The 25,427-nt window shown below is 72.4% G+C and carries 22 protein-coding genes; 14 read left to right on the plus strand and 8 right to left on the minus strand.

Features of this window, described 5'->3' with window-relative positions; translation table 11 throughout:
• Positions 1 to 23: 23 nt before the first annotated feature.
• The 4 genes from J4573_RS36705 to J4573_RS36720 are packed head-to-tail and all read left to right on the plus strand — an operon-like array spanning position 24 to position 4,484.
• Positions 24 to 788, plus strand: a complete 765-nt coding sequence (locus J4573_RS36705) for a crotonase/enoyl-CoA hydratase family protein (protein ID WP_208260707.1) — start codon at positions 24 to 26, stop codon at positions 786 to 788.
• Positions 785 to 2,743, plus strand: a complete 1,959-nt coding sequence (locus J4573_RS36710) for an acetoacetate--CoA ligase (protein WP_208260708.1) — start codon at positions 785 to 787, stop codon at positions 2,741 to 2,743. Before J4573_RS36705 ends, J4573_RS36710 begins: the two co-directional genes overlap by 4 nt.
• The gene (locus tag J4573_RS36715; protein WP_208260709.1) at positions 2,740 to 3,624 is read left to right on the plus strand and encodes a 3-hydroxyacyl-CoA dehydrogenase NAD-binding domain-containing protein; all 885 of its coding nucleotides are present in this window, start codon (positions 2,740 to 2,742) and stop codon (positions 3,622 to 3,624) included. The genes J4573_RS36710 and J4573_RS36715 overlap by 4 nt, the downstream gene beginning before the upstream one ends.
• A complete protein-coding gene (locus tag J4573_RS36720) occupies positions 3,621 to 4,484 on the plus strand; it encodes an amidohydrolase family protein (protein WP_208260710.1) in 864 nt (287 codons plus the stop codon). Before J4573_RS36715 ends, J4573_RS36720 begins: the two co-directional genes overlap by 4 nt.
• Here the strand turns inward: J4573_RS36720 and J4573_RS36725 are convergent.
• The gene (locus J4573_RS36725; RefSeq protein ID WP_208260711.1) at positions 4,450 to 5,103 is read right to left on the minus strand and encodes a hypothetical protein; all 654 of its coding nucleotides are present in this window, start codon (positions 5,101 to 5,103) and stop codon (positions 4,450 to 4,452) included. The genes J4573_RS36720 and J4573_RS36725 overlap by 35 nt on opposite strands.
• A gap of 84 nt (positions 5,104 to 5,187) precedes the next feature.
• Here J4573_RS36725 and J4573_RS36730 point away from each other — a divergent pair, with 84 nt between their 5' ends.
• Complete coding sequence (locus J4573_RS36730; protein WP_208260712.1) at positions 5,188 to 6,441, plus strand: glucarate dehydratase family protein; 1,254 nt, start codon at positions 5,188 to 5,190, stop codon at positions 6,439 to 6,441.
• 3 nt (positions 6,442 to 6,444) lie between these two features.
• Here the strand turns inward: J4573_RS36730 and J4573_RS36735 are convergent, their stop codons facing one another.
• A complete protein-coding gene (locus J4573_RS36735; RefSeq protein WP_208260713.1) occupies positions 6,445 to 7,125 on the minus strand; it encodes a TetR/AcrR family transcriptional regulator in 681 nt (226 codons plus the stop codon).
• A gap of 130 nt (positions 7,126 to 7,255) precedes the next feature.
• On the opposite strand from J4573_RS36735, the gene J4573_RS36740 reads away from it, so the two are divergent.
• Genes J4573_RS36740 through J4573_RS36750 form a run of 3 tightly spaced genes read left to right on the plus strand, consistent with a single transcriptional unit; the run spans position 7,256 to position 12,158 of the window.
• Positions 7,256 to 8,698 carry an MFS transporter gene (locus J4573_RS36740; protein WP_208260714.1) on the plus strand — a complete coding sequence of 481 codons (1,443 nt, stop codon included), beginning with the start codon at positions 7,256 to 7,258 and terminating at the stop codon, positions 8,696 to 8,698.
• Between the two features lie 5 nt (positions 8,699 to 8,703).
• A complete protein-coding gene (locus J4573_RS36745; protein WP_307797189.1) occupies positions 8,704 to 10,464 on the plus strand; it encodes an ABC transporter ATP-binding protein in 1,761 nt (586 codons plus the stop codon).
• Entirely contained in the window at positions 10,461 to 12,158 is a 1,698-nt protein-coding gene (locus J4573_RS36750; RefSeq protein WP_208260715.1) for an ABC transporter ATP-binding protein, read from the plus strand. The genes J4573_RS36745 and J4573_RS36750 overlap by 4 nt, the downstream gene beginning before the upstream one ends.
• A 7-nt stretch (positions 12,159 to 12,165) precedes the next feature.
• Here the strand turns inward: J4573_RS36750 and J4573_RS36755 are convergent, their stop codons facing one another.
• The gene (locus J4573_RS36755) at positions 12,166 to 13,281 is read right to left on the minus strand and encodes a serine hydrolase domain-containing protein (RefSeq protein ID WP_208260716.1); all 1,116 of its coding nucleotides are present in this window, start codon (positions 13,279 to 13,281) and stop codon (positions 12,166 to 12,168) included.
• A gap of 180 nt (positions 13,282 to 13,461) precedes the next feature.
• Here J4573_RS36755 and J4573_RS36760 point away from each other — a divergent pair, with 180 nt between their 5' ends.
• A complete protein-coding gene (locus tag J4573_RS36760) occupies positions 13,462 to 14,973 on the plus strand; it encodes a serine/threonine-protein kinase (RefSeq protein ID WP_208260717.1) in 1,512 nt (503 codons plus the stop codon).
• Here J4573_RS36760 and J4573_RS36765 read toward each other — a convergent pair.
• From J4573_RS36765 to J4573_RS36780, 4 genes are all read right to left on the minus strand, one after another.
• Positions 14,950 to 15,594, minus strand: coding sequence for a phosphatase PAP2 family protein (locus J4573_RS36765; RefSeq protein ID WP_208260718.1), 645 nt, complete (start codon positions 15,592 to 15,594; stop codon positions 14,950 to 14,952). The two genes, J4573_RS36760 and J4573_RS36765, sit on opposite strands and share 24 nt — an antisense overlap.
• Positions 15,578 to 16,201, minus strand: coding sequence for a DedA family protein (locus J4573_RS36770; protein WP_208260719.1), 624 nt, complete (start codon positions 16,199 to 16,201; stop codon positions 15,578 to 15,580). Before J4573_RS36770 ends, J4573_RS36765 begins: the two co-directional genes overlap by 17 nt.
• Before the next feature lie 59 nt (positions 16,202 to 16,260).
• A complete protein-coding gene (locus tag J4573_RS36775; RefSeq protein WP_208260720.1) occupies positions 16,261 to 17,427 on the minus strand; it encodes an AbrB family transcriptional regulator in 1,167 nt (388 codons plus the stop codon).
• Between the two features lie 72 nt (positions 17,428 to 17,499).
• Positions 17,500 to 18,780, minus strand: a complete 1,281-nt coding sequence (locus tag J4573_RS36780) for a HAMP domain-containing sensor histidine kinase (RefSeq protein ID WP_208260721.1) — start codon at positions 18,778 to 18,780, stop codon at positions 17,500 to 17,502.
• Positions 18,781 to 18,986: 206 nt separating this feature from the next.
• Between J4573_RS36780 and J4573_RS36785 the strand changes: the two genes are divergently transcribed.
• Positions 18,987 to 21,002 carry an ATP-binding protein gene (locus tag J4573_RS36785; RefSeq protein WP_208260722.1) on the plus strand — a complete coding sequence of 672 codons (2,016 nt, stop codon included), beginning with the start codon at positions 18,987 to 18,989 and terminating at the stop codon, positions 21,000 to 21,002.
• A gap of 8 nt (positions 21,003 to 21,010) precedes the next feature.
• Here the strand turns inward: J4573_RS36785 and J4573_RS56355 are convergent, their stop codons facing one another.
• A complete protein-coding gene (locus tag J4573_RS56355) occupies positions 21,011 to 21,571 on the minus strand; it encodes a PepSY domain-containing protein (RefSeq protein WP_208260723.1) in 561 nt (186 codons plus the stop codon).
• Between the two features lie 105 nt (positions 21,572 to 21,676).
• On the opposite strand from J4573_RS56355, the gene J4573_RS56360 reads away from it, so the two are divergent.
• The 4 genes from J4573_RS56360 to J4573_RS36805 all read left to right on the plus strand — a co-directional run bounded on the left by J4573_RS56360 (position 21,677) and on the right by J4573_RS36805 (position 25,316).
• On the plus strand, positions 21,677 to 22,123 hold the full coding sequence (locus tag J4573_RS56360) for a hypothetical protein (RefSeq protein ID WP_243774164.1): 447 nt from the start codon (positions 21,677 to 21,679) through the stop codon (positions 22,121 to 22,123).
• Positions 22,124 to 22,176: 53 nt separating this feature from the next.
• Complete coding sequence (locus J4573_RS36795) at positions 22,177 to 22,950, plus strand: sensor histidine kinase (protein WP_443606312.1); 774 nt, start codon at positions 22,177 to 22,179, stop codon at positions 22,948 to 22,950.
• A 143-nt stretch (positions 22,951 to 23,093) separates the two neighbouring features.
• Positions 23,094 to 24,134, plus strand: a complete 1,041-nt coding sequence (locus tag J4573_RS36800) for a GlxA family transcriptional regulator (RefSeq protein ID WP_208260724.1) — start codon at positions 23,094 to 23,096, stop codon at positions 24,132 to 24,134.
• Between the two features lie 198 nt (positions 24,135 to 24,332).
• Positions 24,333 to 25,316: an ArsR/SmtB family transcription factor gene (locus tag J4573_RS36805; protein ID WP_208260725.1), complete on the plus strand. Its 984-nt coding sequence runs from the start codon at positions 24,333 to 24,335 to the stop codon at positions 25,314 to 25,316.
• The last annotated feature ends 111 nt before the right edge of the window (positions 25,317 to 25,427 follow it).

A 25,427-nucleotide genomic window follows, 5' to 3' on the forward strand; every position in this document is an offset into this window, starting at 1 on the left:
CGAATGAATTGAGAGGAAGTGTTTTGAGTACGACTTCGGTGCGGCGGCACGGCGATGTCGCGGTCCTGTGGCTCTGCCGGGAGGCCAAGCGCAACGCGATCGACGACGCGACGATCCTGCGGATCGGGGAGTTCTTCGCCGCGCCGCCCGCCTGGGTCAAGGCCGTCGTTCTCGCGGCGGAGGGCGACCACTTCTCGGCCGGGCTCGACCTGTCGGAGCTCACCGGGCGCCGGACCGAGGAGGCACTCGAGCACTCCCTCATGTGGCATCGCGTCTTCCAGATCATCGACGCCGGGAACGTCCCCGTGGTGGCCGCGCTCAAGGGCGCGGTCATCGGCGGCGGGCTTGAGCTGGCGGCGACCGCGCACATCCGCGTCGCCGAACCGACCGCGTTCTACGCCCTCCCCGAAGGCCAGCGCGGCCTGTTCGTGGGCGGCGGCGGCTCGGTGCGCATCCCGCGGCTGATCGGCGCGCATCGCATGGCGGACATGATGCTGACCGGCCGGGTCTACGACGCCGAGGAGGGGCAGGCGATCGGCCTGTCGAACTACCTCGTGGACGAGGGCGACGGGCTCACGCGGGCGCTGGAGCTGGCCGAACGCATCGCCGCCAACGCGCCGCTCACCAACTTCGCGGTGCTGCAGGCGCTGCCGAGGATCGCCGAGGCCGCGCCCGCCGGCGGCCTGCTGATGGAGTCGCTCATGGCGGCGGTCGCCGCGGGCAGTGACGAGGCCAAGGGACGCATGCGAGAGTTCCTGGAACACCGGGCGGCGAAGGTGGCGCGATGACCGAGATCCTCAGCGTCCCGGCGGCGGACGCGCGCGAACGCTCCGAGATCGGGCGTTACCTGCACTGGCTCCAGGAGGAACGGGGCCTGACCTTCGAGGCCTACGGCGACCTGTGGCGCTGGTCGGTGACCGACCTGGACGGCTTCTGGTCCTCGCTCTGGGAGTACTTCGGCGTCCGCGCGCACACGCCGCCCACCGCCGTGCTGGCCGACCGTTCGATGCCGGGCGCGCGGTGGTTCCCCGGGGCGACGCTCAACTACGCCGAGCACGCGTTCGGGCTCCCCGGCGACAGCGACCACACGGCGGTGATCGCGCACTCGCAGACCCGCCCGCCGATCGAGCTGACCTTCGGCGACCTGCGCGACCGGGTCGCGCGGGCGCGCGCCGGGCTGGTGCGGCTCGGCGTGGAACGGGGCGACCGCGTGGTCGCCTACCTGCCCAACATCCCCGAGACGCTCGTCGCGTTCCTGGCCACCGCGAGCCTGGGCGCGATCTGGGCGAGCTGCGCCCCCGAGTTCGGGCCGCGCAGTGTCGTCGACCGGTTCGCCCAGCTGGAGCCCAAGATCCTGCTGACCGTCGCCGGATACCGCTACGGCGACCGCGACATCGACCGGCGCGATGAGGTGCAGCAGATCAGGGCGGAGCTGCCGAGCCTGGAGCACGTCGTCCACGTTCCATACGGCGAGCAGACCGTCGCCGCCGCGGTGTCGTGGACGGAGCTGCTGGCCGAGCCGGGTGAGCTGGAGTTCGACCCCGTCCCGTTCGACCACCCGCTGTTCGTGCTGTTCTCGTCCGGGACCACGGGCAAGCCCAAGGCGATCGTTCACCGGCACGGCGGCATCCTGCTGGAACACATGAAGAACAGCGCGCTGAGCTGGGACCTCGGGCCGGGCGACCGGATGCTGTGGTTCAGCACGACGGCCTGGATGCTCTGGAACGCCCTGGTGTCGGCGCTGCTGGTCGGCGCCTCCGTCGTGATGATCGACGGCGACCCCGTCCACCCCGACCTCAGGCAGCAGTGGCGGCTGGCCGAGCAGACCGGCGCGACCCTGATGGGCGTCAGTCCCGGCTTCCTCATGACCTGCCGCAAGGAGGGCGTTCGCCCGGCAGAGGAATTCGACCTCTCACGGCTGCGTCAGCTGGGCGCCGCAGGCAGTCCGCTTCCGGCCGAGGGCTTTCGCTGGGTCGTCGAGCAGTTCGGCGACCGCGTGCTGCTGAACGTGGGGAGCGGCGGCACCGACGTCTGCAGCGGCATCCTTCAGGGCGGTCCGCTCCAGCCGGTCTGGGCGGGGGAGATCTCCGGCGCGTGCCTGGGTGTCGCGGCCCGCGCGTACGACGCGGACGGCAAGGAGATCGTCGGCGAACTGGGCGAGCTGGTCATCACCGAGCCCATGCCGTCCATGCCGGTCGGCTTCTGGGGCGACGACGACGGCTCGCGCTACCGGGCCGCCTACTTCACCGACTATCCCGGCGTCTGGCGGCACGGCGACTGGGTGCGCTTCGCGCCCGAGGGGCACTGCGTCGTCGCGGGCCGCTCGGACGCGACCCTCAACAGGGGCGGCGTACGGCTGGGAACCGCCGAGTTCTACGGCGTCGTCGAGGACCTGCCCGAGATCGACGACAGCCTGGTCGTGCATCTGGAGGACGCGGAAGGCGGCAACGGTGAGCTGCTGCTCTTCGTCGTCGCCCGCACCGAACTCGACGACGCGTTGCGGAGCAAGCTCGCCCGGAGCCTGCGCGGCGCGCTGTCGCCCCGGCACGTGCCCGACGTGATCGGCGCGGTGCCCGCCATCCCGCGTACCAAGACCGGCAAGAAGCTGGAGGTGCCGGTCAAGCGGATCCTGCTCGGCGCCCGTCCCGAGGAGGTCGCCAGCGCCGACGCGCTCGCCGACCCGGACGCGCTGCACGCCTTCGTCGCGTACGCGCGCGGGGACGAGCGCGGGGAGGCTCGATGAGGATCGCCGTCGTCGGCACCGGCGTGATCGGCGCGAGCTGGACGGCCCTGTTCCTCGCGCACGGGCACGAGGTCGTCGCCACCGATCCCGCCCCGGACGCCGAGGAACGCCTCCGCGCGGCGCTCCCCGAATCTGATCGCCTCACCTTTACCGCCGACCTCGCCGAGGCCGCCCGCCGCGCCGACTTCGCTCAGGAGAACGGGCCCGAGCGGCCGGAGGCCAAGGACGCGATCTTCGCCGTCCTGGACGAGCACGCGAGGCCCGGCGTGGTGCTGGCCAGCAGCTCCTCCGGTCTGCTCCCATCCCGCATCCAACAGGCCTGCACGCGTCACCCCGACCGGGTCCTCGTCGGTCACCCGTTCAACCCACCCCACCTCCTGCCGCTCGTCGAGGTGGTCCCTGGAGCCCTGACCTCCGAAGAGACGGTCGGTTCGGCGATGGACTTCTACACCACGCTCGGCAAGCGGCCGATCCGGCTGCGCCGTGAGCTCCCCGGCCATGTCGCCAACCGACTCCAGGCGGCGCTCTGGAGGGAGGCGTACTCCCTCGTCGATCAGGGCGCGGCCACCGTCGCCGACATCGACACCGCCATCGCGAACGGACCCGGCCTGCGCTGGGCGCTGCTCGGCCCGTTCCTCAACCAGCACCTGTCCGGCGGCCCCGGCGGCATCGCCCACGTTCTGGAGCACCTCGGCCCGCCGATGGAGGACTGGTGGGCCGACCTCGGCGACCCCCGCCTCACGCCCGAGCTCACCCGGAAGATCGTCGCCGGTGTCGCCGACGAGCTGGCCGGCGCCGACGAGGCCGCCCTCACCGCCGCCCGCGACGAACTGCTCACCGGCCTTTTGGCTGCCAAGGCCCGCACCCAAGGACTGACATGAACCTCGACGCCCTGACCGCGATCGACTTCCACGTCCACGTCGAACAGGACGCGCACGGCCACCTCGCCCTGGACGGCGAGCTGATGGACGCCTCGGCCGCGTACTTCAAGGCCAACGCGAACCGCATGCCCACGGTCGAGGACCTCGCCGCCTACTACCGCGAGCGTTCGATCGGCGCCGTGGTCTTCACCGTCGACGCCACCCACGGCCTCGGCCACCCGGCGCTGTCCAGCGAGGACATCGCCGACGCCGCCCGCGAGCACGCCGACGTCCTGATCCCGTTCGGCTCGGTGGACCCGCACGACCCCGAGGCGGCGGGCCGCGCTCGCAGGCTGGTCACCGAGCACGGGGCGCGCGGCTTCAAGTTCCACCCGAGCCTGCAGGCGTTCGAGCCCGACGACCAGCGCTTCTACCCGCTCTACGAGACGATCCAGGAGCTCGGCGTCCCGGCCCTCTTCCACACCGGGCAGACCGGCATCGGCGCGGGCCTGCCGGGCGGGCGCGGCATCAAGCTGCGCTACTCCAACCCCATCCTCCTGGACGATGTCGCGGCGGACTTCCCGGACCTCACGATCGTTCTGGCCCACCCGTCCGTGCCCTGGCAGGACGAGGCGATCTCCATGGCGACCCACAAGGGCAATGTCCACATCGACCTGTCGGGCTGGTCGCCGAAGTACTTCCCGCCCCAGCTCGTCCGCGCGGCGGGCAGCTTCCTCAAGCACAAGGTCCTGTTCGGCTCGGACTTCCCCGTGCTGACCCCGGACCGCTGGCTGTCGGACTTCGAACGCCTCGACACCATCAAGCCTGAGGCCCGCGACCTGATCCTCAAGGACAACGCGCGCCGCGTTCTGGGCTTGTAGGTCGGTCGCGGCGGAAGGCCGCGGGGTCGGCCGTGGCGGCCAGCAGCAGCACGGCGAGAACGGCGAGCGACGGGAGGATCAGTTCCGAGCCGTGCGGGACGTCCGCGGCCGGCCGTGGATCCACCCGGCCGCGCGGATCCCACGAGACGGCGACGCTGCTGCCCGCCCGCCCCGCCGCCTTCTTGGTCTTCAACACCGAGGGGCCGCCGGGCGGGCAGGTCAGGCGATGGGTGCTCGTCGTGACCTTCGACGACCCGTTCTCGGGCGCGCCGTTCGCGACGTTCCGGCTCGTCGACCGAACGTCAGCGATCCGGCAGTCCGCCGTGACTCCCCGTATGGCCAGCACCCGCGACTCGGCCGCGTTGTGGATCAGCAGGCCGCAGATCGGGAGGGCGACCAGGAGCAGGACCGGTGTCGCGAGATGACGGGCGACCGCCAGCGCGCCCCCGACGCCGACCGCCGTCGCGACCAGAGCGACCACCAATCCCGTCCAGGACGGCGTCCCCGGCCGGTAGAAGTCCAGCCGGCCTTGCATCGCATAACCGCCGACCGCGATCAGCACCGCCGTCAGCCCGGCCCCCACCCGCACGATCGACTCCACCCGCACCCCCAGGACCAAATAGACGTGATCGTATCTTTGGAAGGTGAACGGGACCGCTCGGTATCGTGTCAAGATCGGCAAGGTGCGCTCCGAGGAGGCCGCATGCGGATTCGCGAGGTCATCGTCACGCCGATCGCGTTCGCCGATCCGCCGCTGCTGAACGCGGTCGGGGTGCACGAGCCCTGGGCGCTGCGGTCGATCATCGAGCTGGTCTGCGACGACGGCGTGATCGGCCTGGGGGAGTCCTATGGCGACGAGCGGTTCCTCGGGCTGCTGCGCGAGGCGGCGGAACGGCTGCCCGGCCTGGACGTGTTCGATCTGAACGGGGTGCGCGGTGCCGTCGAGGAGAGCCGCGGGGCCTTCGCCGACAGCCACGGCCTGACCGGCGGCTCCACGCCCTCCAAGACGCTGCTGTCGATCTTCTCGGCGTTCGAGGTGGCCTGCCTGGACGCGCAGGGGAAGGCGATCGGGCGGCCCGTGGTGGATCTGCTGGGCGGGAAGGTGCGCGACACCGTTCCGTTCAGCGCCTACCTGTTCTACAAGTGGGCCGGGCATCCGGGCGCGGAGCCGGACGGATGGGGCGAGGCGCTCGACCCGGACGGGATCGTGGCGCAGGCCCGGAGGCTGATCGACCTGCACGGATTCGGGTCGATCAAGCTCAAGGGCGGGGTGATGCCCGTCGAAGAGGAGATCGAGGCCGTCCGGGCGCTGCGGCGGGCGTTCCCCGAGGCGCCGCTGCGCATCGACCCGAACGCCAAGTGGGGCGTCGAGACGTCGGTGAAGGTGGCGGCCGACCTCGACGGGGTGCTGGAGTACCTGGAGGACCCGACGCCCGGCATCCCGCGGATGGCCGAGGTCGCGCGGCGGGTGAACGCGCCGCTGGCCACCAACATGTGCGTCGTGGCGTTCGAGCACATCCCCGAGGCCGTGCGGCTCGGCGCCATCGGGGTGCTGCTGTCGGACCACCACTACTGGGGCGGGCTGTCGCTGACCCAGGACGTGTCGACGCTGTGCGAGACGTTCGGGATCGGGCTGTCGATGCACTCCAACAGCCACCTGGGCATCAGCCTGGCCGCGATGGTCCACGTCGCGGCGGCGACCAGGCATCTGTCGTACGCGTGCGACACGCATCGGCCGTGGCAGGGGAGTGACGACGTCATCGAGGCGGGTCCGATGACGTTCGTCGATGGTGCGGTGGCCGTGCCCGGCGGACCTGGGCTGGGCGTGGAACTGGACCGGGACGCTCTCGCGCGGCTGCACGAGCAGTATCTGAGCTGCGGGCTCCGGCACCGTGACGACACCGCCTACATGCGTTCCATCGAGCCGGGTTTCGAGCCCGACCTCGGACGGTGGTGACGGTCAGCGGCGGGTGGCCTGCGCGAGCAGGCCGTCGACGAGCGCGCTGAGCCCCTCGCGGAAGGTGTCACGCTGGGCCACCTCGGCCCACTGCGGGGCGACGGCCGTCAGGTGCGGCATCTCGTTCGGGTCCAGGCTGCGGGTCAGGGGCGGCTTCTCCTTGCCGGCCCACTCGCGGTCGGTGCGCGCGCGGACGAGGATCTCGCCGACGGTGTAGTACCAGATGTTGCGGAAGACCAGGATGCTCTGCTCCTGCGTGCATCCACACTCCCTGGCCCCGGCCAGGATGACCTCGACGCTCCACAGCGCGGGCTCGTCCAGGCGCGCGATGAAGCCGTCGGTCGTGAGGACCTCGGCGGCCCAGGGCCAGGCCCGGAAGGCGTCATGGAACGAGACGCCGACCTCGACGATGCGGTCCCTCGGGTCGCTCGGCAACTCGGGCTTGTCGATCTGCTCGATGTAGTGGCTGAGCAGGAGGATCAGCAGATCCTCCTTGTCGCGGATGTGGTGGTAGAGCGTCGTCGGCCCGATGCCGAGCTCGGCGGCCAGACGGCGGATGGTCAGCTTCTCCCAGCCGTCCCGGTCGATCAGCCGCCGGGCCGCCGCCAGGATCTGCGCGCGCGAGGTCACCGGCGGTCTGCCGGTCCGTCCTGAGCGGCTCTTCGTCGTGGGAGTCGTGGCCATTGCCCCATCATGCCGTTCCGCCGCGCGCCGCCGTGCCACCGGTGTGCCACGGCCGTGCCATCGCCGTGCCGCCGGTGTGACGTCGCTCTCGTCTGTCGACAGCCTACGTCGCCGGTGCTACTTTCGGAACATGTTCGAAAAGTCGAATGCCAGGCCAGGGCTCGTACTGGCCACGGTCGCCGTCGTGCAGTTCATGGTGTCGCTGGACCTGTCGGTCGTGAACGTCGGACTGCCGCAGATCGCCGCGGGCCTCGGGTTCGGCGCGGTCGGCCTGACCTGGGTGATCCACGCCTACGCCCTCACGTTCGGCGGGCTGCTCCTGCTCGGCGGCAAGGCCGCCGACCGCTACGGCCGCAAGCGCGTCCTGCTCTTCGGGCTCGGACTGTTCGGCCTCGCCTCCCTGGTCGGCGGATTCGCCCAGGAGCCCGGCCACCTCGTCGCCGCCCGGGCCGCGCAGGGAGTCGGCGCCGCGGCGCTCGCCCCGGCGGCGCTGGCGCTGCTGGCCACCACGTTCCCCGATGGCAAGGCGCGCGTGCGGGCGTTCGGGATCTGGAGCGCGATGAACGCCGCCGGTGGCGCGCTCGGCGTCCTGATCGGCGGCCTGCTGACCCAGTACGCGAGCTGGCGCTGGGTGATGTTCGTGAACGTTCCGATGGCCGCGATCGCGCTGGCCATGGCCTGGCGCGGCGTCGGCGCCACCGCGCCCTCGACCAGGGGCGGACGACCGGACGTGATCGGCGGCGTGCTGGCCACGGCCGGGATGACCCTGCTGGTGTTCGGCGTCGTCCGCACCGACCAGTACTCCTGGACCTCGCCGGTCACCCTGACGACCCTGGCGGCCGCCGCCGTGCTGCTCGCCGCGTTCGTCTTCGTCGAGAAGACCACCTCACGCGAGCCGCTGGTCCGGCTCGGCCTGTTCACCAACCGCTCGGTCACCGGCGCGAACGCCTTCAACCTGCTCGTCGGCGCCGCGATGTCGTCGGCGTTCTACTTCGTGTCCCTCTACCTGCAGCGGGTCCTCGGGCACGGCCCGGCGATGAGCGGCGTCATGTTCCTGCCGTTCGCCCTCGGAGTCGTCGCCGGGTCCGTGCTCGCCGTCAAGCTCGGCTACCGGTTCCCGCCCCGCGTCCTGCTGATGGCCGGCGGGCTGCTGACCGCGGCCGGGTTCGGCTGGTTCGGCCTGATCAGCGCGGACGGCGCGTTCCTCACCGACGTCCTCGGCCCGTCCATCGTCGCCAGCGTCGGCTTCGGGCTGTGCCTCGCGCCGATCGTCTCCGTCGCCACCACCGGCGTCGCCCCGCACGAGGCGGGCACGGCGTCCGGCCTGCTGAACAGCTCGCGCCAGATCGGCGCCTCACTCGGTCTCGCCGCCCTCGGCACCGCCGCCCAGCACCGCACCGGCCACGCGGTCATCCCGCAGGCGCTGAACGACGGGTACGCGCTCGGCATGACCATCGGCGCCGGGCTCCTGGTCGCCGCCGTCCTCATCGGCTTCGCCGTCCTGCGCCGGACCAGCCCGCCGCCGCAGCCCGCGCCGGTCGAGGTCCCCGACCTGACCCCCGCCCGGAGCTGAGCACAGTGACCACCACCGAGCCTCTCCCCGGTCAGGGCGTCGCCGGACTGCTGCGCCCCTACCGCTGGAGCTTCGCCGCCGTCGTCGTGCTGCAGGTGATCGGCGCCGTCGCGGGCCTGGCGCCGCTGCTGGCGGTCGTCGAACTGGGCCGCACGATGCTGGCACCCGGCCCGCTCGACCACGACCACGTCCGGAACGTCGTCGTCGCGGGCGCGGTGGGGTTGCTGGTCAGGCTGGCGTTCACGGCCGCGTCGTCGGGCGTCGGCCATCTGGTCGACGGCCGGGTGCAGCTGTCGTTCCGGCGGCTGCTCGCGGCGCGGCTCGGGCGGGTGCCGATCGGCTGGTTCGCGCGCCGCCAGTCGGGTGAGCTGGCGAAGGTCGTCGGCGAGGACGTCAGCGCCGTGCACCCGTTCATCGCGCACGCCCCCGGCGAGATGGTCACCGCGTTCGTCGTGCCGCTGGTGTCGCTGGCCTGCCTCTTCACCGTCGACTGGCGGCTGACGCTGATCACCCTGATCCCGGTGGCGCTGGCGGTGGCGCTCGTCCCGCTGATGATGATCCCGGCCCGGACCCGCGAGCAGGCGGACTTCGACCGGGCCATGGGGCAGATCGCGAGCTCGGCCGTCGAGTTCGTCCAGGGCATCGCGGTGGTCAAGGCGTTCGGCGGCGGCGAGCGCGCCCACCACACGTTCCGGCGGTCGGTGGACGAGTTCGTCGCCACGTTCTACCGGTGGGTGCGCGGCGTGTCCGCGACCGCCGCCGGGATGCAGCTGGCGCTGTCGCCGCCGTTCGTGCTGCTGGTCGTGCTGAGCGGCGGAACGGCCCTGATCACCGGCGGCGGCATGGCCCCGGCCGACCTGCTGCCGTTCCTGCTGCTCGGCCTGGGGCTGACCGCCCCGGTGGCGGCCCTCGGCCACGGCTTCGACGACCTGCAGGCGGCGCGGCGCGCGGTCGGCCGGATCCGCGACGTCCTGGCGGTGCCGTCCCTGCCCGAGCCCGAACGCCCGGTCGCGCCCCAGGGGCATCGGGTCGAGCTGCGCGGCGTCCGCTTCGGTTACGAGGCCGAACGCGAGGTGCTGCGCGGGATCGACCTCGTCCTGGAACCGGGAACGGTCACCGCGATCGTCGGACCGTCCGGGAGCGGGAAGTCCACGCTGGTCCAGCTGCTGCCGCGCTTCTTCGACCCCGCGCACGGCTCGGTCTCGCTCGGCGGCGTCGATCTGCGCGAGCTGGGCAGCGAACGCCTCTACCGGATGGTCTCGTTCGTCTTCCAGGACGTACGGCTGCTGCGGGCCTCGGTCGCCGACAACATCGCCCTCGCGGTGCCCGACGCCGGGCTCGGCGAGGTGATCCGCGCCGCCCGGCAGGCGAACGTTCACGAGCGGATCCTGGAGCTGCCGCGCGGCTACGACACCGTCCTCGGCGAGGAGACCGGGCTGTCGGGCGGCGAGGCGCAGCGGATCGCGATCGCCCGCGCGCTGCTGGCCGCCACGCCCGTCGTGGTGCTGGACGAGGCGACCGCGTTCGCCGACCCGCAGACCGAGCAGGCCGTGCGCCAAGCACTGACCGGGCTGCCGGGGGACCGGACGATCCTGGTGATCGCTCACCGCCTGGAGACCGGCGCGGACGCCGACACCGTCGTGATGCTGGAGGACGGCGTGATCGTCGAGTCCGGAAAGCCCGGCGAGCTGCTCGCACAGAACGGAAGGTTCGCCTCGTTCTGGCGGACCCAGCAGGTTCCGACGCTGGAGGAGGAGACGCGATGATCGCGATGCTGCTGCGCGTGCTGGGACATCAGTACGCCGGGCCGGTGCGCCGCACGGTGGCCCTGATGACGACGACCGCCGTCGTCGAAGGCCTGTCGTACGCGCTGCTGGTGCCCGTGCTGCGCGCGCTGTTCGGCGACACGCCCTCGGACGGCTGGCCCTGGCTGATCGCGTTCGGCGCGGCGGTCGCGGCCTACGCGGTGCTGCGCTACATCAGCGACCTGTCCGGCTTCCGGGTCGGGACCACGCTGCTGCGCGGCATGTACCACCGGCTGGGCGACCACCTGGCCCGGCTGCCCATCGGCTGGTACGACACGGGCCGGGTGGGGGAGGTGTCCGTGCTGGCCAGCCGTGGTGTGCTGCAGGCGATGAGCGTGATCGCCCACATGCTGGCGCCGTTCATCTCCGCCTGCGTGACGCCGCTGACGATCGTCGCGGTGATGCTCGCCTACAACTGGCAGCTAGGCCTGGCAGCGCTCGCCGCCGTGCCCGTCGTGATCGCCGTGCAGGCGTGGACGGCCCGTTCCACCGCCGCGGCAGACACCGCGCGGGCCGAACGCGAGCGCGAGGCGACCGACCGGGTCGTCGAGTACCTCCAGGCCCAGCCCGTGCTGCGCGCCGGAGGCCGGACCACCGAACGCTTCGGCCTGCTCGACGACTCGCTGCACGGACTCCAGCGCGCGTCCCGCCGCTACGCCCTGTCGGCGCTGCCCGGCATCGTGGGCCTGACCCTCACCGTCCAGGCGGCGTTCACCGGGATCCTCGCCCTGGCCGCCTACCTCGCGCTCGGCGGGCACATCGGCACGGCCGAGGTCCTGGCGATCCTGGTGCTGGCCGCCCGCTGCGCCGACCCGCTGCTGTCGCTGGCCGAGATCGGCGGCCGGATGCGCGCCGCCCGGAACGAGCTGACCCGCCTGGAATCCGTTCTCAACACCGAGCCGCTGCCCGAGCCCGCCGAACCGGTGCACCCGTCCGGCCACGCGCTGGAGCTCGACTCGGTCGGCTTCCGTTCGGTGATCGGCGACGTGTCGTTGACCGTTCCGCAGGGGGGACGGCTCGCCATCGTCGGCCCGTCGGGCGCGGGCAAGAGCACCCTGCTGCAGCTTCTCGCCCGCTTCCACGATGTGGACTCCGGCGCGGTGCGTGTCGGCGGCGCCGACGTCCGCGACGTCAGCACCCGGGAGCTCATGTCCCAGATCGCGATCGTCTTCCAGGACGTCTACCTCTTCGAAGGCTCGATCGAGGACAACGTGCGGCTCGGGCGGCCCGACGCCACCGAGGCCGCGGTGCGCGCGGCGGCGACCGCGGCCCGGCTGGACGAGGTGATCGAACGCCTGCCGTCCGGCTGGGCGACCAACGTCGGCGAGGGCGGCGCGCTCCTGTCGGGCGGCGAACGCCAGCGCGTCTCCATCGCCCGGGCCCTGCTGAAGGACGCGCCCATCGTGCTGCTCGACGAGGTGACCTCCGCGCTCGACCCCGTCAACGAGGCCGCCGTGCACGAGGGCATCGAACGCCTGATGGTCGGCCGGACCGTGGTCATGGTCGCGCACCGCATGCGAACCGTTCAGCACGCCGACCACATCGCCTTTCTCGACAACGGCCGCATCGTCGAAGAGGGAACCCACGACGAGATGCTCCGCCGCGACGGCCGCTACGCCGCCTTGTGGAACATGTCCCTGGCGGCCAGCGAATGACCCGCGATCAGCAGAACTCGGTCTTCACGACGGCGTCCTCCAGCTCTTGATCGCCCCAGTCGCCGCTGCGGTTCATGGTCAGCACGTGGCCGGCGTTCTTGGAGGCCACCGTCCGTGTCGCCGACCCGGGGATCATGCCGCCGTGGCCCCACACCTCACAGTTCTTTCCGAGCTTGAAGAGGCGGAGCCCCAGCCCGTAGAGGTCGTCCGGTCCGCCGTGGCCTTTGTCCCCGGCGACCGGGACGGTGTCCTTCAGTTCGGCTTGCTGCCTGTGCGGAAGGAGTGTCCCGCCGACCAGCCTGTACATGAACGTGTTGACGTCGCCCACGGTCGAGATGATCTGCCCGGCGGAGAAGGCGACCGTCGGGCTGAACTCGGTGACGTCACGCACCTTCCCGCCGGGCTCGAACAGCGTGGAGTAGTGCGTGGCGTGCGGCCAGGGAAGCTCGGGTGACGCCTCTGGCACGCTCGTCCCCGTGAGGTTGAGCGGCTTGACGATGCGCCGCTCGACGGCCTGCCGGTAGCTCTCGCCGCTCGCCTTCTCGATGATCATCCCGGCGAGCACGTAGTTGGTGTCGGAGTAATCCCACTTGCCCGGCGCGCCGGGCTTGAAGTTCGCGGGATGCCGGAGCGCGATCCTCACCAGATCGCCGGGCCTCCACCGGGTGTAGCGATTCTTGTCGAACTCGTCGCCCGCGTACTTGGCGCGGAACCCGTCGTCCATGTTGTAGTCGAAGATCCCGCTCGTGTGATTGAGCAGGTGCCGCACGGTGATGTCGCGCGGCTCATAACCTTCGCCGCGCACGACGCCGGGCAGCCATTTCTCGACGCTGTCGTTCAGAGACAGCCGTCCCTCCGCCTCGAGCTTGAGCAGCACCGTCGCGGTGAACGGCTTGGTGACGCTGGCGACGCGGAACCTCTCGTCGACCGTCCGTCGAGCGCCGCCCGGCTCGCGGACCCCGGCCCGCCCGTTCCACGTCCCGTGCGAGTCCCGGACCTGGGCGATCACGCCCGGCGTCCCCTCGCCAACGATCGCGTCGAGCGCGGCCTGTGTTCCGCCGTGACACGTGCCCGTCATCGCGCTCGCGGTCATCACGACCGCGCCGAACTGGAGATTCATCATGCGTCGAGTCGATCAAGCCGGGGGCCGTCGGCGCCATCGGGGACGCACCGGAGATCTCTCAGGGTGATGGTCCTGTGGTGCTACGGGCACCTCGCCGTCATCACCTTCACGAACGGTCCTGATCGTGGAAGGATCCAACGGACAGACATTGGTGTTCTTCTGAGCTGGGGTGGGCTGCCGATGGATCCGTTGCGGGTGGGCGATCCCGAGCGGGTGGGCCCGTACCGGTTGCTCGGCAGGCTGGGCGCCGGCGGCATGGGGCAGGTCTTCCTGGGGCAGTCGCCGGGCAGGCGGCCGGTCGCGGTGAAGCTGGTGCGCCCGGAGCTGGCCGACGACGAGCGGTTCCGCGAACGGTTCGCGTCAGAGGTGGCGGCGGCGCGGCGCGTCGGCGGCTTCTACACCGCGCAGGTCGTGGACGCCGGCCCCGAGGCCGACCCGCCGTGGCTGGTCACCGCGTACGTGCCCGGGCCGTCGCTGGAGCAGGCGATGCGGTCGAACGGACCGCTGCCCGAGGCCACGATCGGCGTGCTCGGAGCCGGGCTCGCCGAGGGCCTGGCCGCCATCCACGACTGCGGCCTGGTGCACCGCGACCTCAAGCCGGGGAACGTCATCCTGGCCGAGGACGGGCCACGGGTCATCGACTTCGGCATCGCCCGGGCGCTGGACGCCTCGCACCACACCAGGTCGGTCATCGGGACCCCGCCGTTCATGTCCCCGGAGCAGACGTACGGCACCGAGATCGGCCCGGCCAGCGACGTCTTCTCGTTCGGCTCGGTGCTGGTCTACGCCGCCACCGGCCACGGGCCCTTCGGTGAGGGGCCGTTCGAGCCGCTGATCTTCCGGATCCGGCACGACCCGCCCAACCTGGCAGGGCTGCCCGCGCCGTTCGCCGACCTCGTCATCGGGTGCCTGGCCAAGGAGCCTTCCGATCGACCCGGTCTGAGCGAGGTGCTCGACCACTTCGCCCGTACGGGCGAGTCCACCGGGCCGTGGCTTCCGCCGGACATCATGACGACCATCAGCCGGCTCCGCGACGCCACCCAGGTCGCTCCCGGCTCAGGCCCAGGTGGCGGCTCGACGAGGCCTGCCACCGGCGACACCGAGCCGCGAGAGACCGCTACGCCTCCAGCGCCCGCGACGAAGGAGGCCGTGGCGAGCGGTGGGCGGAAGCGGGTTTCGGAGAGTCACTGGGCCGCGGTCGGTGTGGCGGCGCTGCTGTTCGTCGCGGCCTCGCACAGGCCGACCCTGACGGAGTCCTGGACGAACAAGTCGACCGGAGCGCGCGTGTCCAGGGTTCACTTCTCTTTCGATCCGCTGCACCCGTTCGCGAAGGGAGCCTCGGCAGGAGTCTCCGGGATCGCGACCGACTGGTGGTACCCCGCGATCGTCGGGGTCGGGGCGGCCGTGCTGATCGTCGTCGCGCTCGTCATGCCGTTGTTCTCCGGCGCCGAGGCGGGCGGCACCAGGGACGCCCTTCACGGTGTGAGCTGGGTGTGGGCGGTGGGCGTCGGGTTCCTCGGCTTGATTCCCATCGTCAGCTCCCTCAGAGACCACGGGATCGGCGACGACAACAAGGCCTACTTCATCCGTTCCGTCCCGCAGCCGGGCCTCTACCTGCTCTGGGCGGCCACCGCCGTCGCGATGTACGCGATCATGCAGGCGCACCGGTCAATGGCACCCGAGAAGAGCTGACGATCCGGTGAGTCTCCTGGCCACGGCGATGGCCAGGGACGCCCAGACGAACCCGAACAGCCAGCCGCCGAGAACGTCGGTCGGCCAGTGCATGCCGAGGTAGACGCGGGTGAGGCCGACGACCGCGGCCCACGAGACGATCAGCACCCGTACGGGCAGGCGGGTGAACGCCGTCGCCAGCAGGACCGCGACGATCGTGGCGCTCGCGGTGTGGCCGGAGGGGAACGCCCATCCGGCCGCGCCCCCGGCCCAGTCACCGGCCGGTGGCCGGGCGCGGCCGATGCCCGCGCAGATCAGCCCACGCACGATCTGCCCGGTGAGGAGGATGAGCACACCGGCCAAGGCGCCCACCACCGTTCTGGAACGGGAGCGGCCGAGGTAGGCACCGGCCGCGGCCGCCAGCAGGTAGGCGATGACACCCGTTCCGGTCGCGGTGAACCAGCGCGCGGCCAGCGTCAGCGGCGACGCGCGGTGGTCGACCATCCAGTGGTGGAACGAGTCGTCGACCAGGAGCGGGCGTCCGTGCGTTCCGATGACCAGGCAGGCGACCAGCACGAACAGCCCGGCGGCGCCGAGGGCGACGATGAGCGGGTTCGTGGACCGGTCAGGCTCGCCTGGCACGCCGCAGCTCCAGAACGATCGGCACCAGCGACACGACGGCGATGACCACGACGATCGGCAGTAGGTATCGGTCGATGCCGGGGATCGAGCTGCCGAGCAGGTAGCCCGCGACGACGATGCCGACGGTCCACGCGATGCCGCCGACGACCTGCCAGAACGTGAACGATCGCGCCGGGACGTCCAGCGCCCCGGCCATCGGGTTGAGGACCGTGCGCACGATCGGGATGAACCGGGCCAGGACGATGGCCTTGCCGTGGCCGTAGCGGGCGAGCAGTTCCTCGGCACGCGCCGCGCCCCGTGCCAGATGCTCGTTCTGCGAACGCCGCAGGATCGCGCGCCCGCCACGCCGGCCGATGATGTAGCCGACCTGCGCGCCCAGCAGCGCCCCCGCGACGGCGGCCACCAACACCCAAGGGAGGGACAGGTGCACCGAGTTGCCGGTGCCCGTGGTGCACAGCAGCCCGGCGGTGAACAGCAGGGAGTCGCCGGGCAGAAAGAACCCGATGAGCAGGCCCGTTTCGGCGAAGAGAATCGCGGCGATCCCGGCCGTCCCGAACGTCGCCAGCAGCGAGTGGGCATCGAGCGGGTTGAGCGTGAGCACGGTCATGCATCCGTCCGTTCAACGATGACCGTGCCCACCGTAGACAGCGCCAGGTAAGCGCCGGGCTAACGCGGCCCGCCGGAGTCCGTGCCGCAGTCGCCGCGTGCGCCGCAGCTGGTGCGTTCTCCGCGTTCGCCGGAACTCTGGAAGCGGGCGAGCAGGCGGATCAGCAGCGGGGCCAGCAGCACCATCAGGAACAGCCGGAGGCTCTGCACGCCGGAGATCAGCGGGAGGTCGCCGCCGGTGGAGGCGGCCGTGGCCAGCACCGCGTTGATGCCACCGGGGGTGGTCGCCAGGTAGGCGTCGGCGCGCGGGATCCCGGTGGCGGCGGCCAGCACCCAGGCCAGCGCGGCGCAGGCCAGGGTGATCAAGGTGGTGGCGGCCAGCACCAGCGGCAGCAGGCGGCGTACGTGGGCCAGGTCGCGGCGGCTGAAGCGCAGCCCGACGTCCAGCCCGATGATCGTGAACAGCAGCGCCCGCAGCGGGCCCGTCGGCGCGAAACCGTGCGCGGCTCCGATGGCGGTGGCGAACGCGGCCAGCAGCATCGGGCCGAGCAGCGCCGGGCAGGGCAGCCGCAGCCGCGTTCCGGCCTGGGCGCCGAGCACGGCGATGGCGGCGAGTGCCGCGAGACCGGCGAGCTGGTGCGTGCCGCTGACCACCTGGTGTCCCGCCGCCGCGACTCCGTTCTCCGCAACGGGCGCGTGGTGGTGGGCGGCGGGGTCGATCCACCCGACGAGGAACGGGGCGGAGGCCGCGACGAGGGCGACCCGCAGGTACTGCATGAACGTCACCAGGCGGGAGTCGGCGCGCAGCTCGTCCGCGCAGGCGACCACCGCGGCCGAGCCACCCGCCATCATGCCCAGGGTCGCGCTGGCGCGGTCCATGCCGCCCAGCCGTACCAGCAGCAACGCGGCCAGCAGCCCGAGGACCACGGTCGCGGCGGTGACCAGGGTCAGCGGAACGATCTTGCCCGAGATGTGAACCAGGGCCTGCGGCTGCAGGTAGCTGCCCATGAGCACGCCCAGCAGCGCCTGGCTGATCCGGTTGGCCGCCGCGGGCGCGGGACGCACCATCGCCCCGGTCACCGCGCACACCAGCCCCGCCAGCAGCGGTCCGAGCAGGTGGGCGGCCGGGACCAGGTTCTCGATCGCCTCGCCGAACACCCCCGCCAGCAGGAGCACCACCACCCACAGAGCGGTGGAACCCGGGGTCGCGACCTTGAGAGTTCGCATGATTACTGAGAGTAGTCATGCGAGTTAAGGGCCAGGTTAGAAGCCGTTTACGTACCCCGGAGGGCGGCCGGATCAGAGGGTGGTCGGCGGGAGGAGCAGGGTGAAGGTCGTGGGCGCCGGTCGGCTGAGGGTCAGCCTGCCGCCCTCGGCCTCGGCCAGCGCACGGGCCATGGCCAGCCCGAGCCCGTGACCGTCGCTACCGCCCGTCCGGTGGAACATCAGGTCGGTGTCCTCGCCGGTCAGATCGCCCTCGTCGGCGACATCGATGGCGAGGGCTCCGGTGGCGTCGCGCGCACGCAGCGTGACGGTTCCAGTGCCGTGCTGGAGCGCGTTGTCGATCAGGACAGCGAGGGTCTGCCGTACGGCGGCGGCCGACGCGGCGGTCTCGGGCAGCGGCCCGTGAACGGTGACCAGAACCGGGCGCGACCGGGCGGCGAGCGCCTCGCGCCAATGCCGTTCGAGCTCGTCGAGCAGGGCGGGGACGTCCAGCGGTTCGCCGGACCGGGGGAGACCGCGGGCGAGGGCGAGCAGGTCGGTGATGGTGTTGTCCAGGCGGTCCGCGGCGTCGGCGGCCGCCTTGAGCGCGGGACGTTGCGTGGCCTGGTCCTGCAGGGCCGCGTCCAGGATGAGCTTGAGGCCGGTGAGCGGGGTGCGGAGCTGGTGGGAGGCGTTCGCGGAGAAGGCGCGTTCGCGTTCCAGCACCTGGCCCAGCCGGTGCGCGGTGGCCGACAGCGACGCGCCCGCCGCGTCGATCTCGCCGATGCCGGTGGTCGCGGTGGTGATCGCGAAGTCGCCGTCGCCAAGGCGGCGGGCGGCGGTGGCGAGATCCTCGACGGGCATGGCCAGGCGCCGGGCCAGCCGGCGGGCGAAGACCCAGGTGAGGCTGAGCGCCGCCAGCGCGATGGCCAGCATGATCCCCCAGGTCCCGGCGATCTGGGTGTAGACGCTGCTGCGCGGGGTGGCGGCGCGGACCACGGCGGTGACCCGGTCGTCGTCGGTCACCGGAACGGCCGCGACCAGGGCGCCGTGGGAGTCGGCGCTGACGTCGCGGGCCTGCATCGCCTCCCGTACGGGACCGTCGGCCGTCTCGGGCCCCTCGCCCGAGATCAGCGTCCCGGCCGGGTTGTAGATCCCCACGGTCATGTCCGGCGCCGCCGAAGGAATGCGCAGGGAGCCCCGGCCGCGCAGCAGGTCCGCCGACACCGCGATCGTCGTCTCCGCCGCGACCCGTTCCAGCTCGCCGCGTTCATCGGTGAAGTAGTAGTGGGCGGCCCCGGCCGCCAGCGGGACTCCGAACAGCGCGATGGCCACGGCGGCGGCCAGCACGCACAGAGCGGTGATCCGTGTGCGCATACCGTCCGTCCCTCCGCTTGGTCCCCGGCCAGGTGGCTGCGCAGCGCGGCCATGCGCCCATCGTAGGGGCAGGGGACCTGCCAGAACGCGGTCCGGCGGCCGCCGCCCCGGCCTCGATGTTCGGCATCGGCGGGCAATACGGGCGCGCGGCGCGTACTGTTCGGAACTGACCGATCACGGTGAGGAACGGTGACCCGAGGAGAGCCATGGACGGCCGTACGGCGCCCCAGTCCGGAAATCTGCCCGACATGCTCCCCTCGTTCGTCGGACACGGCGACGACCTCGCCCGGATCGACGCCGCGCTTCAGACCTCGCGGTTGGTCACCCTGGTCGGCGTCGCGGGGGTGGGCAAGACGCGTACCGCCGTCGAGGCGGGCGACCGGGTGCGCGAGCGCTTCGCCGACGGCGTGTGGCTGATCCCGCTGTCCCAGGTGCGCGACGGCGCGCTGGTGGCGCACACCGTGGCGCTGGAGACGCACGCCCGCGACCAGACCGCGCGACCGGTCCTGGAGCTGTTGATCGAGCACCTCGCAAACCAGGAGTGCCTGCTGATCCTGGACACCTGCGAGCACCTCCTCGCAGACTGCGGCGCGCTGGCGTCCGCGCTGCTGGAGGCGTGCCCGTCGGTACGGATCATCGCCACGAGCCGCCAGCCGCTGGAGGGCCCGGGCCAGACCCTGATCGAGATCGAGCCGCTGCCGGTGTCGCCCGACCTCGACGACCCCGGCGGCGACGCGATCGCGCTGTTCGTACGGCGGGCGCGCGAGGCGGCCGGGTTCGAGCTGACCCGGGAGAACGCCGACGCGGTGGCGGCGCTGTGCCGGCGCCTGGACGGGCTGCCCCTCGCACTGGAGCTGGTCGCTGCGCAGCTGCGCGAACGGACGATCGAGGAGCTGGCCGAGCGGCCCGACGTGCGGGCCGACCTCCCGCCGAAGGGCGACCACACGTTCATCGCACCGCACGGCGGGCTGTGGACGGCGATCGGCTGGAGCCACGAGCTGTGCACCCCCGCCGAACGGCTGCTGTGGGCGCGCGCTTCGGTGTTCGCGGGCGGGTTCTCGCACGGCGCGGCGCACGAGGTGTGCTCCGGCGATCCGATCCCGGACGTGGGGGAGACGCTCGCATCCCTGGTCAACAAGTCGATCCTGGTGTGGAGCGGCGACCGCTACCGGCTGCTGGATCCGATGCGCGAGTACGGCGCGTTCTGGCTGCGGGAGCTCGGCGAGCAACGGCAGACGCGCATACGGCACCGCGACCGCTACCTGGCGATGGCGCGGACCGCGTTCCCCCAGTGGACCGGCGCCGAGCAGGCCCGCTGGTACCGCAACCTCGCCGCCGACTACGCCGAGGTGCGGCTGGCGATGGAGACCTGCCTCGCCGAGCCCGGGCCCGCCGCCGTCGAGTTCGCGGGCGCCCTGTGGTTCTTCTGGTTCTCCTGCGAGTACGAACGCGAGGGGCGCGCCTACCTGGAGCGCGCGCTCGCCCACGACACCTCGCCCGGCCCGATGCGCGTCCGCGCCGCCTGGGCGCTCGGCACCGTGATGACGGCGCAGGGCGACATGGACGGCATCGAACGCTGCATCCGCGAGTGCCGTTCCGCCGCGCCCGACACCGACGCGATGCGCGCGGCCGACTACATCGAGGGCACCGACTGGGCCATGAGCGGCCGCCCCGACCTCGCGCTGGAACGGCTGGTCTCGCTCGCCGGCAGCGACTGGGAGCCGGGCGTCCAGGAGGCCGTCTGGATGCTGGCCCGCGCCGCCCTGGCGTTCGCCCGCCTGGCGATGGGCGACTACGCCGAGGCGGGACGGATCGCCGAGGACATGCGCGCCGACGGGCAGCGCCGCGGTGAGCTGAAGTTCCAGTCGTGGGGCTACTACATCCAGTCGCTCATCGACTTCTCCTCCGCCGACCACGCCGCCGCGGAGCGGAACGCGGCCATCGCCTTCGAAGGCAGCAGGGAACTGGGCGACAGCTCCAACATGGCCCTCGCCGTCGAAGCGCAGGCCCTCGCCTTGGCCGCGCAGAACGACCACGAGCAGGCGGCCCACCTTCTCGGCGTCAGCCACCGCCTCTGGCACCCGAACGGCGGCCGCGACCGCTTCACCACACCCGAACTCGCCTCGGCCCGCGCGGCCTGCGAGGACGAACTCGCCAAGGCCCTGGGCCAGGAGGCATGGGACCAGCACTTCTTCTCCGGCCTCCACGCGCCCCTGCCCTAGCCGTCTTCCTAGTCGTCGCCGTCCTCGGACGTGTCGTGGCCCGTGCGGCCCTCGACGGTGTTGGCGGTCACCGAGCCACTGGCGGCGTCGATCGTCAGCTCCCGATGGGTGCCGTCGTGCCCGGTGAGCTCGACCTCCCACGCCGGTGTGCGTCCGCCCCCTTCGATCTCCACGGAGGTGACGGTGCCGGGCGACGCCCGCCGGGCGATCTCGACGGCCTGCTGAGCGGTGGTCGTGGCCTTGCCGGAGGCCAGGGCGGCCTCGCCGTCCGGGTCGCGGTCGGGGCGCTGACCGAGCGTGGCACCGGTCCTGCCGTCGATCAGCACCTCGTGCCAGCCGCCGTTCCGGGCCAAGACGTCCACCTCCCAGGCGGGCCGGCCGTACTCGCCGTCCAGGTCGGCCTCGCCGACGGTGCCGGGGACGGCCTTGAGCGCGGCGGCCATCGCCTGGTCGGCGCCGACGGGCGTCTGCGCCTGGGCGTTGCCTGGGCCGGGTGTGGGGGCGCGGTCATGATGCTCGTGGGTGGTCGCGAGCGCCGTCGTGGCGCCTCCGGCGGCCACCGCTGCCACGGCCACTCCGGTGATCAGCAGGCGGCGGCCGGACAGGAAGCGTGCGCGGGTCGGGCTACAGGCTCGTCGACGACGCGGCCGCGCGTACGGCGGGGGCCGGCTGAGGTGCGCCGGCCACTGGCCTCGGTGCGCTCGCGCGCCGCGCTGGGCGCGACCGCCGTGGTCGCCGTCGCGCTGATCGTCGCCGGCCTGCTGGTGCTGGCCGCGCTGCGTTCGAGCCTGTCGCGGCAGGCCGACCTGCAGGCCGAGGTCGCCGCGCGCGAGGTGGCCTCCCAGGTGGCGGTGGGGGTCCCGTTCACCGGCCTGAAGCTGCCCGACGGCGAGGACCATCCGGTGCAGGTCATCGGCAAGGACGGTCGGGTGGAGGCGGTCACCGAGGACCTGCGCGCCATCAGCGGAACCGGTTCGCCGGCGGTGAGCACCTCGGCGCCCCCGCCGGGCGTACGGTCACCGTCCACGCGGGGGCGCCGCTGGCGGGCCAGGCCGTCACCACCGCCGCCCGCGCCATGCTCGCGGGGCTTCCGGTGCTGCTCCTCGTCGTGGCCGTGGTGACCTGGATGGTCACCCGGCGCGCGCTCGGCCCGGTCGAGGCGATCCGCGCCGAGATGGCGGAGATCACCGCCTCCCGTGACCTGGGCCGCCGGGTCCCGGTGCCCCGCTCCCGTGACGAGGTGGCCGATCTCGCCGGCACCACCAACCAGACGCTGGCGGCGCTGGAGGAGTCGGTGGAACGCCAGCGCCGCTTCGTCGCCGACGCCTCGCACGAGCTGCGCAGCCCGCTCGCCTCGTTGCGCACCCAGCTGGAGGTCGCGGCGGCCCACCCCGAGCTGCTGGACCTGCCCGGGGTGATCGACGACGCCGTACGGCTGCAGCAGCTGACCACCGACCTCCTGCTCCTGGCCCGTCTGGACGCGGGCGAACGCGCCGCGGACACGACGGTGGTGCTCGCCGAGCTGCTCGAGGAGGAACTGGAGAGCCGCGCAGAGTCAGACCGCGTGCCCGCCCGTTCCGTCGTCGAGGCGTCCGCCGGGACTGTGCGGGTCCGTGGCGGCCGCAGCCACCTGCGGCGGGTCCTGGGCAACCTGCTCGACAACGCGCAACGTCACGCGAGCGGCGAGGTCACGGTGACGCTCCGCGCCGCCGGAGACCGGGTGGTGCTGGCGGTGGCCGACGACGGCTCCGGCGTCCCGCCCGGCGACCGTGAACGGATCTTCGAGCGGTTCGTCCGCCTCGACCAGGCGCGCGACCGCGACGAGGGCGGCGCGGGTCTCGGCCTGGCCATCGCACGCGACGTCGTCCAGGCCCACGGCGGAACGCTCACGGTCCGCGAGGCCGCCGGGGGCGGCGCGTCGTTCGAGGTACGGCTTCCCGCCGAGTGACGATGACCTTGTGCGGCTGGTCTCCTGACCACATCTGGTCGAACATGTCCGTACGGGAGGCTTGGCCGACAGCGGCGACGTCCCAGTGACGACTGACGGGTGAGACGCCCGGGAACGGGCGAGACGCCCGGGGACGGAGGGGCATGACCAGCACGGGTTTCGAGGTGTTCGCCGCCGCCTACGGTTCCGACGACGCCCCTGACGTGTCGCTGCGGGTGGTGGTGGTCGTCTTCGACGGCGTCTCGCTCGGCTCCATGTCGTTCTCGCTCGGGGTGTTCGACGTCGCGGCGTCCTACGGCGGCCTGCCCGGGCTTGCCCCGCGGATCGTCGCGGGCGAGCCGGGCACCTCGCTCGAGGGCGGCGGGCTGTCGGTGGAGGTGCCGTACGACCTGGAGGCGATCCGCACCGCCGAGCTGGTCATCGTGCCGACGCTGCCCCAGCCGACGGCCGAGGCGCCACCGGAACCGGTGCTGGAGGCGCTGCGCACGGCGCACGCGCGCGGGTCCCGCGTGGCGGGCCTGTGCAACGGGACGTTCGTGCTGGCGGCGGCCGGTCTGCTGGACGGCCGTTCGGCGACGACGCACTGGGCGGTGGCCGATCGCCTGCGCGAGCGGCATCCCAAGGTGAACGTCGACGCCTCGATCCTGTACATCGACGACGGCGACGTGATGACCGCCGGAGGCGCCGCCGCGGGCATGGACCTGGGCCTGCACGTGCTCCGCGCGACGGTCGGCGCCGAGATCGCCAACCGGCTGGCCAAGGCCATGGTGCTCCCGCCGCATCGGCCCGGGGGCCAGGCGCAGTTCGTCGAGTCGCCGATGCCGGTGATGGACGCCGGGGACCCGGTCGCCGAGACGATCCAGTGGGCGTACTCCCGGCTGGACACGGCCCTGCCCGTGGACGTGCTGGCCGAACGGGCGCACATGAGCAGGCGCAACTACGACCGCAGGTTCCGGGAGATCACCGGATCGACCCCGGCCGCATGGCTGACCCACCAGCGCGTCATCCGCGCCCAGCAACTGCTGGAGGCCGACGAGCTCTCGGTGGACGCGATCGCCCGGCAGTGCGGGTTCTCCTCCGCCGCGGCCCTGCGCCCTCATTTCCGCAGGGTCGTCGGAGTCGCCCCGAACGCCTACCGCGACAGTTTCAGCCGGCGCGCCGCCCCCTGTTCTGACGCTCGGTGATTGTCTGAAAACCGATCCTCGTTGGCGAGATAGCCACTCGTCCTGACCCTTTCGTTCGCCGAAACTCAGAGTTCGGCGGCGCGTCATGGGGGACGCGGCGCCGCACAACGGGGAAAGCGGCGTCGCGTGAACGGGGAAGGCGCGTGCACGGGGAAGCGGCGCCGCACGACGGGGGACGCGGACAGGGGATCGGTATTCATGTTGCGCATTCACTTCACGGGGGAGGACCTCGAACGGACGAGGCTGGCCGAGGGGCCGGAGCCGATGTGGGAGGTCCTGCTCAGCCTGCACAAGCTGACCGACGGGCAGGCGCGGATGGTGTTCGACGGCTGGCGGCGCGAGGTCCACCCCAAGCGGGCCTCGTGGGCGCGCTGGCTGCCGCTGATCGCGCCGCCCACGGGATACTCGCCCGACTTCCTCACCCCGGCGGTCGAGGCGGGCAGCCTGGAGGTCGGGCTCGACCACGTGCTGTCCACTCCGCGCCGGTGCATCCGCATGGACATCGCCCGGCTCGCGCGGGAGCGCCGTCCGAGCGGCCCGACCGCCGAACTCGCCGACGGCGGGCGCACCGGGCTGAGATGGCTGGAACGGGCGCTGCGGGACTACCACCGGGTCGCGCTCGCCCCGTTCTGGGACCGCATCCGGAGCCGGGTGCTGACCGACCTCACCGTGCGGCGCGAAGACCAGCGGCGCGGCGGGATCGAGCGCATGCTCGCCACCCTTCACCCGCGGGCCCGATGGTCGGCTCCCGTGCTGGAGCTGCCGTACCCGACGAGCCGCGACGTCCATCTCGACGGCCGCGGCCTGCGGATCATCCCGTCCTTCTTCTGCTGGGGAACGCCGTACGCCCTGTGCGACGTCGACCCGATCCCGGCGCTGGCCTATCCGGTCCAGCAGGACCTGAACTGGCTCGCCGACGCCGGGTGCCGCCCTTCCGAGCGGGCGCTCACCGCATTGCTCGGCCGGACGCGGGCGACCGTGCTATCGATCATCGCGGCCGAGGGAGGCTGTTCCACCAGCGGCCTCGCCCGCCAGGCCGGGGTGTCGATCGCCTCCGCCAGCCAGCACGCCACGGTGCTCCGCGAGGCCGGCCTGATCACCTCGGTCCGCCACGGCGGCAGCGTGATCCACACCATCCGCCACCCGGGCCAGGCAGTTCTGGAAGGCTCAGCCGCCTCGTAACGCGTGGAGAACCGGACCTTCTCAATCATGACCGTCCGAAGGCTCGCGGCCGAGACGGTCAGGCAGGCCGGTTGCGTCCGGGGCGAGGAGGTAGCGGGTCTGGACGGCGTT

Origin of the sequence: Actinomadura barringtoniae (assembly GCF_017573505.1) — a bacterium.
Taxonomy (GTDB): Bacteria; Actinomycetota; Actinomycetes; order Streptosporangiales; family Streptosporangiaceae; genus Spirillospora; species Spirillospora barringtoniae.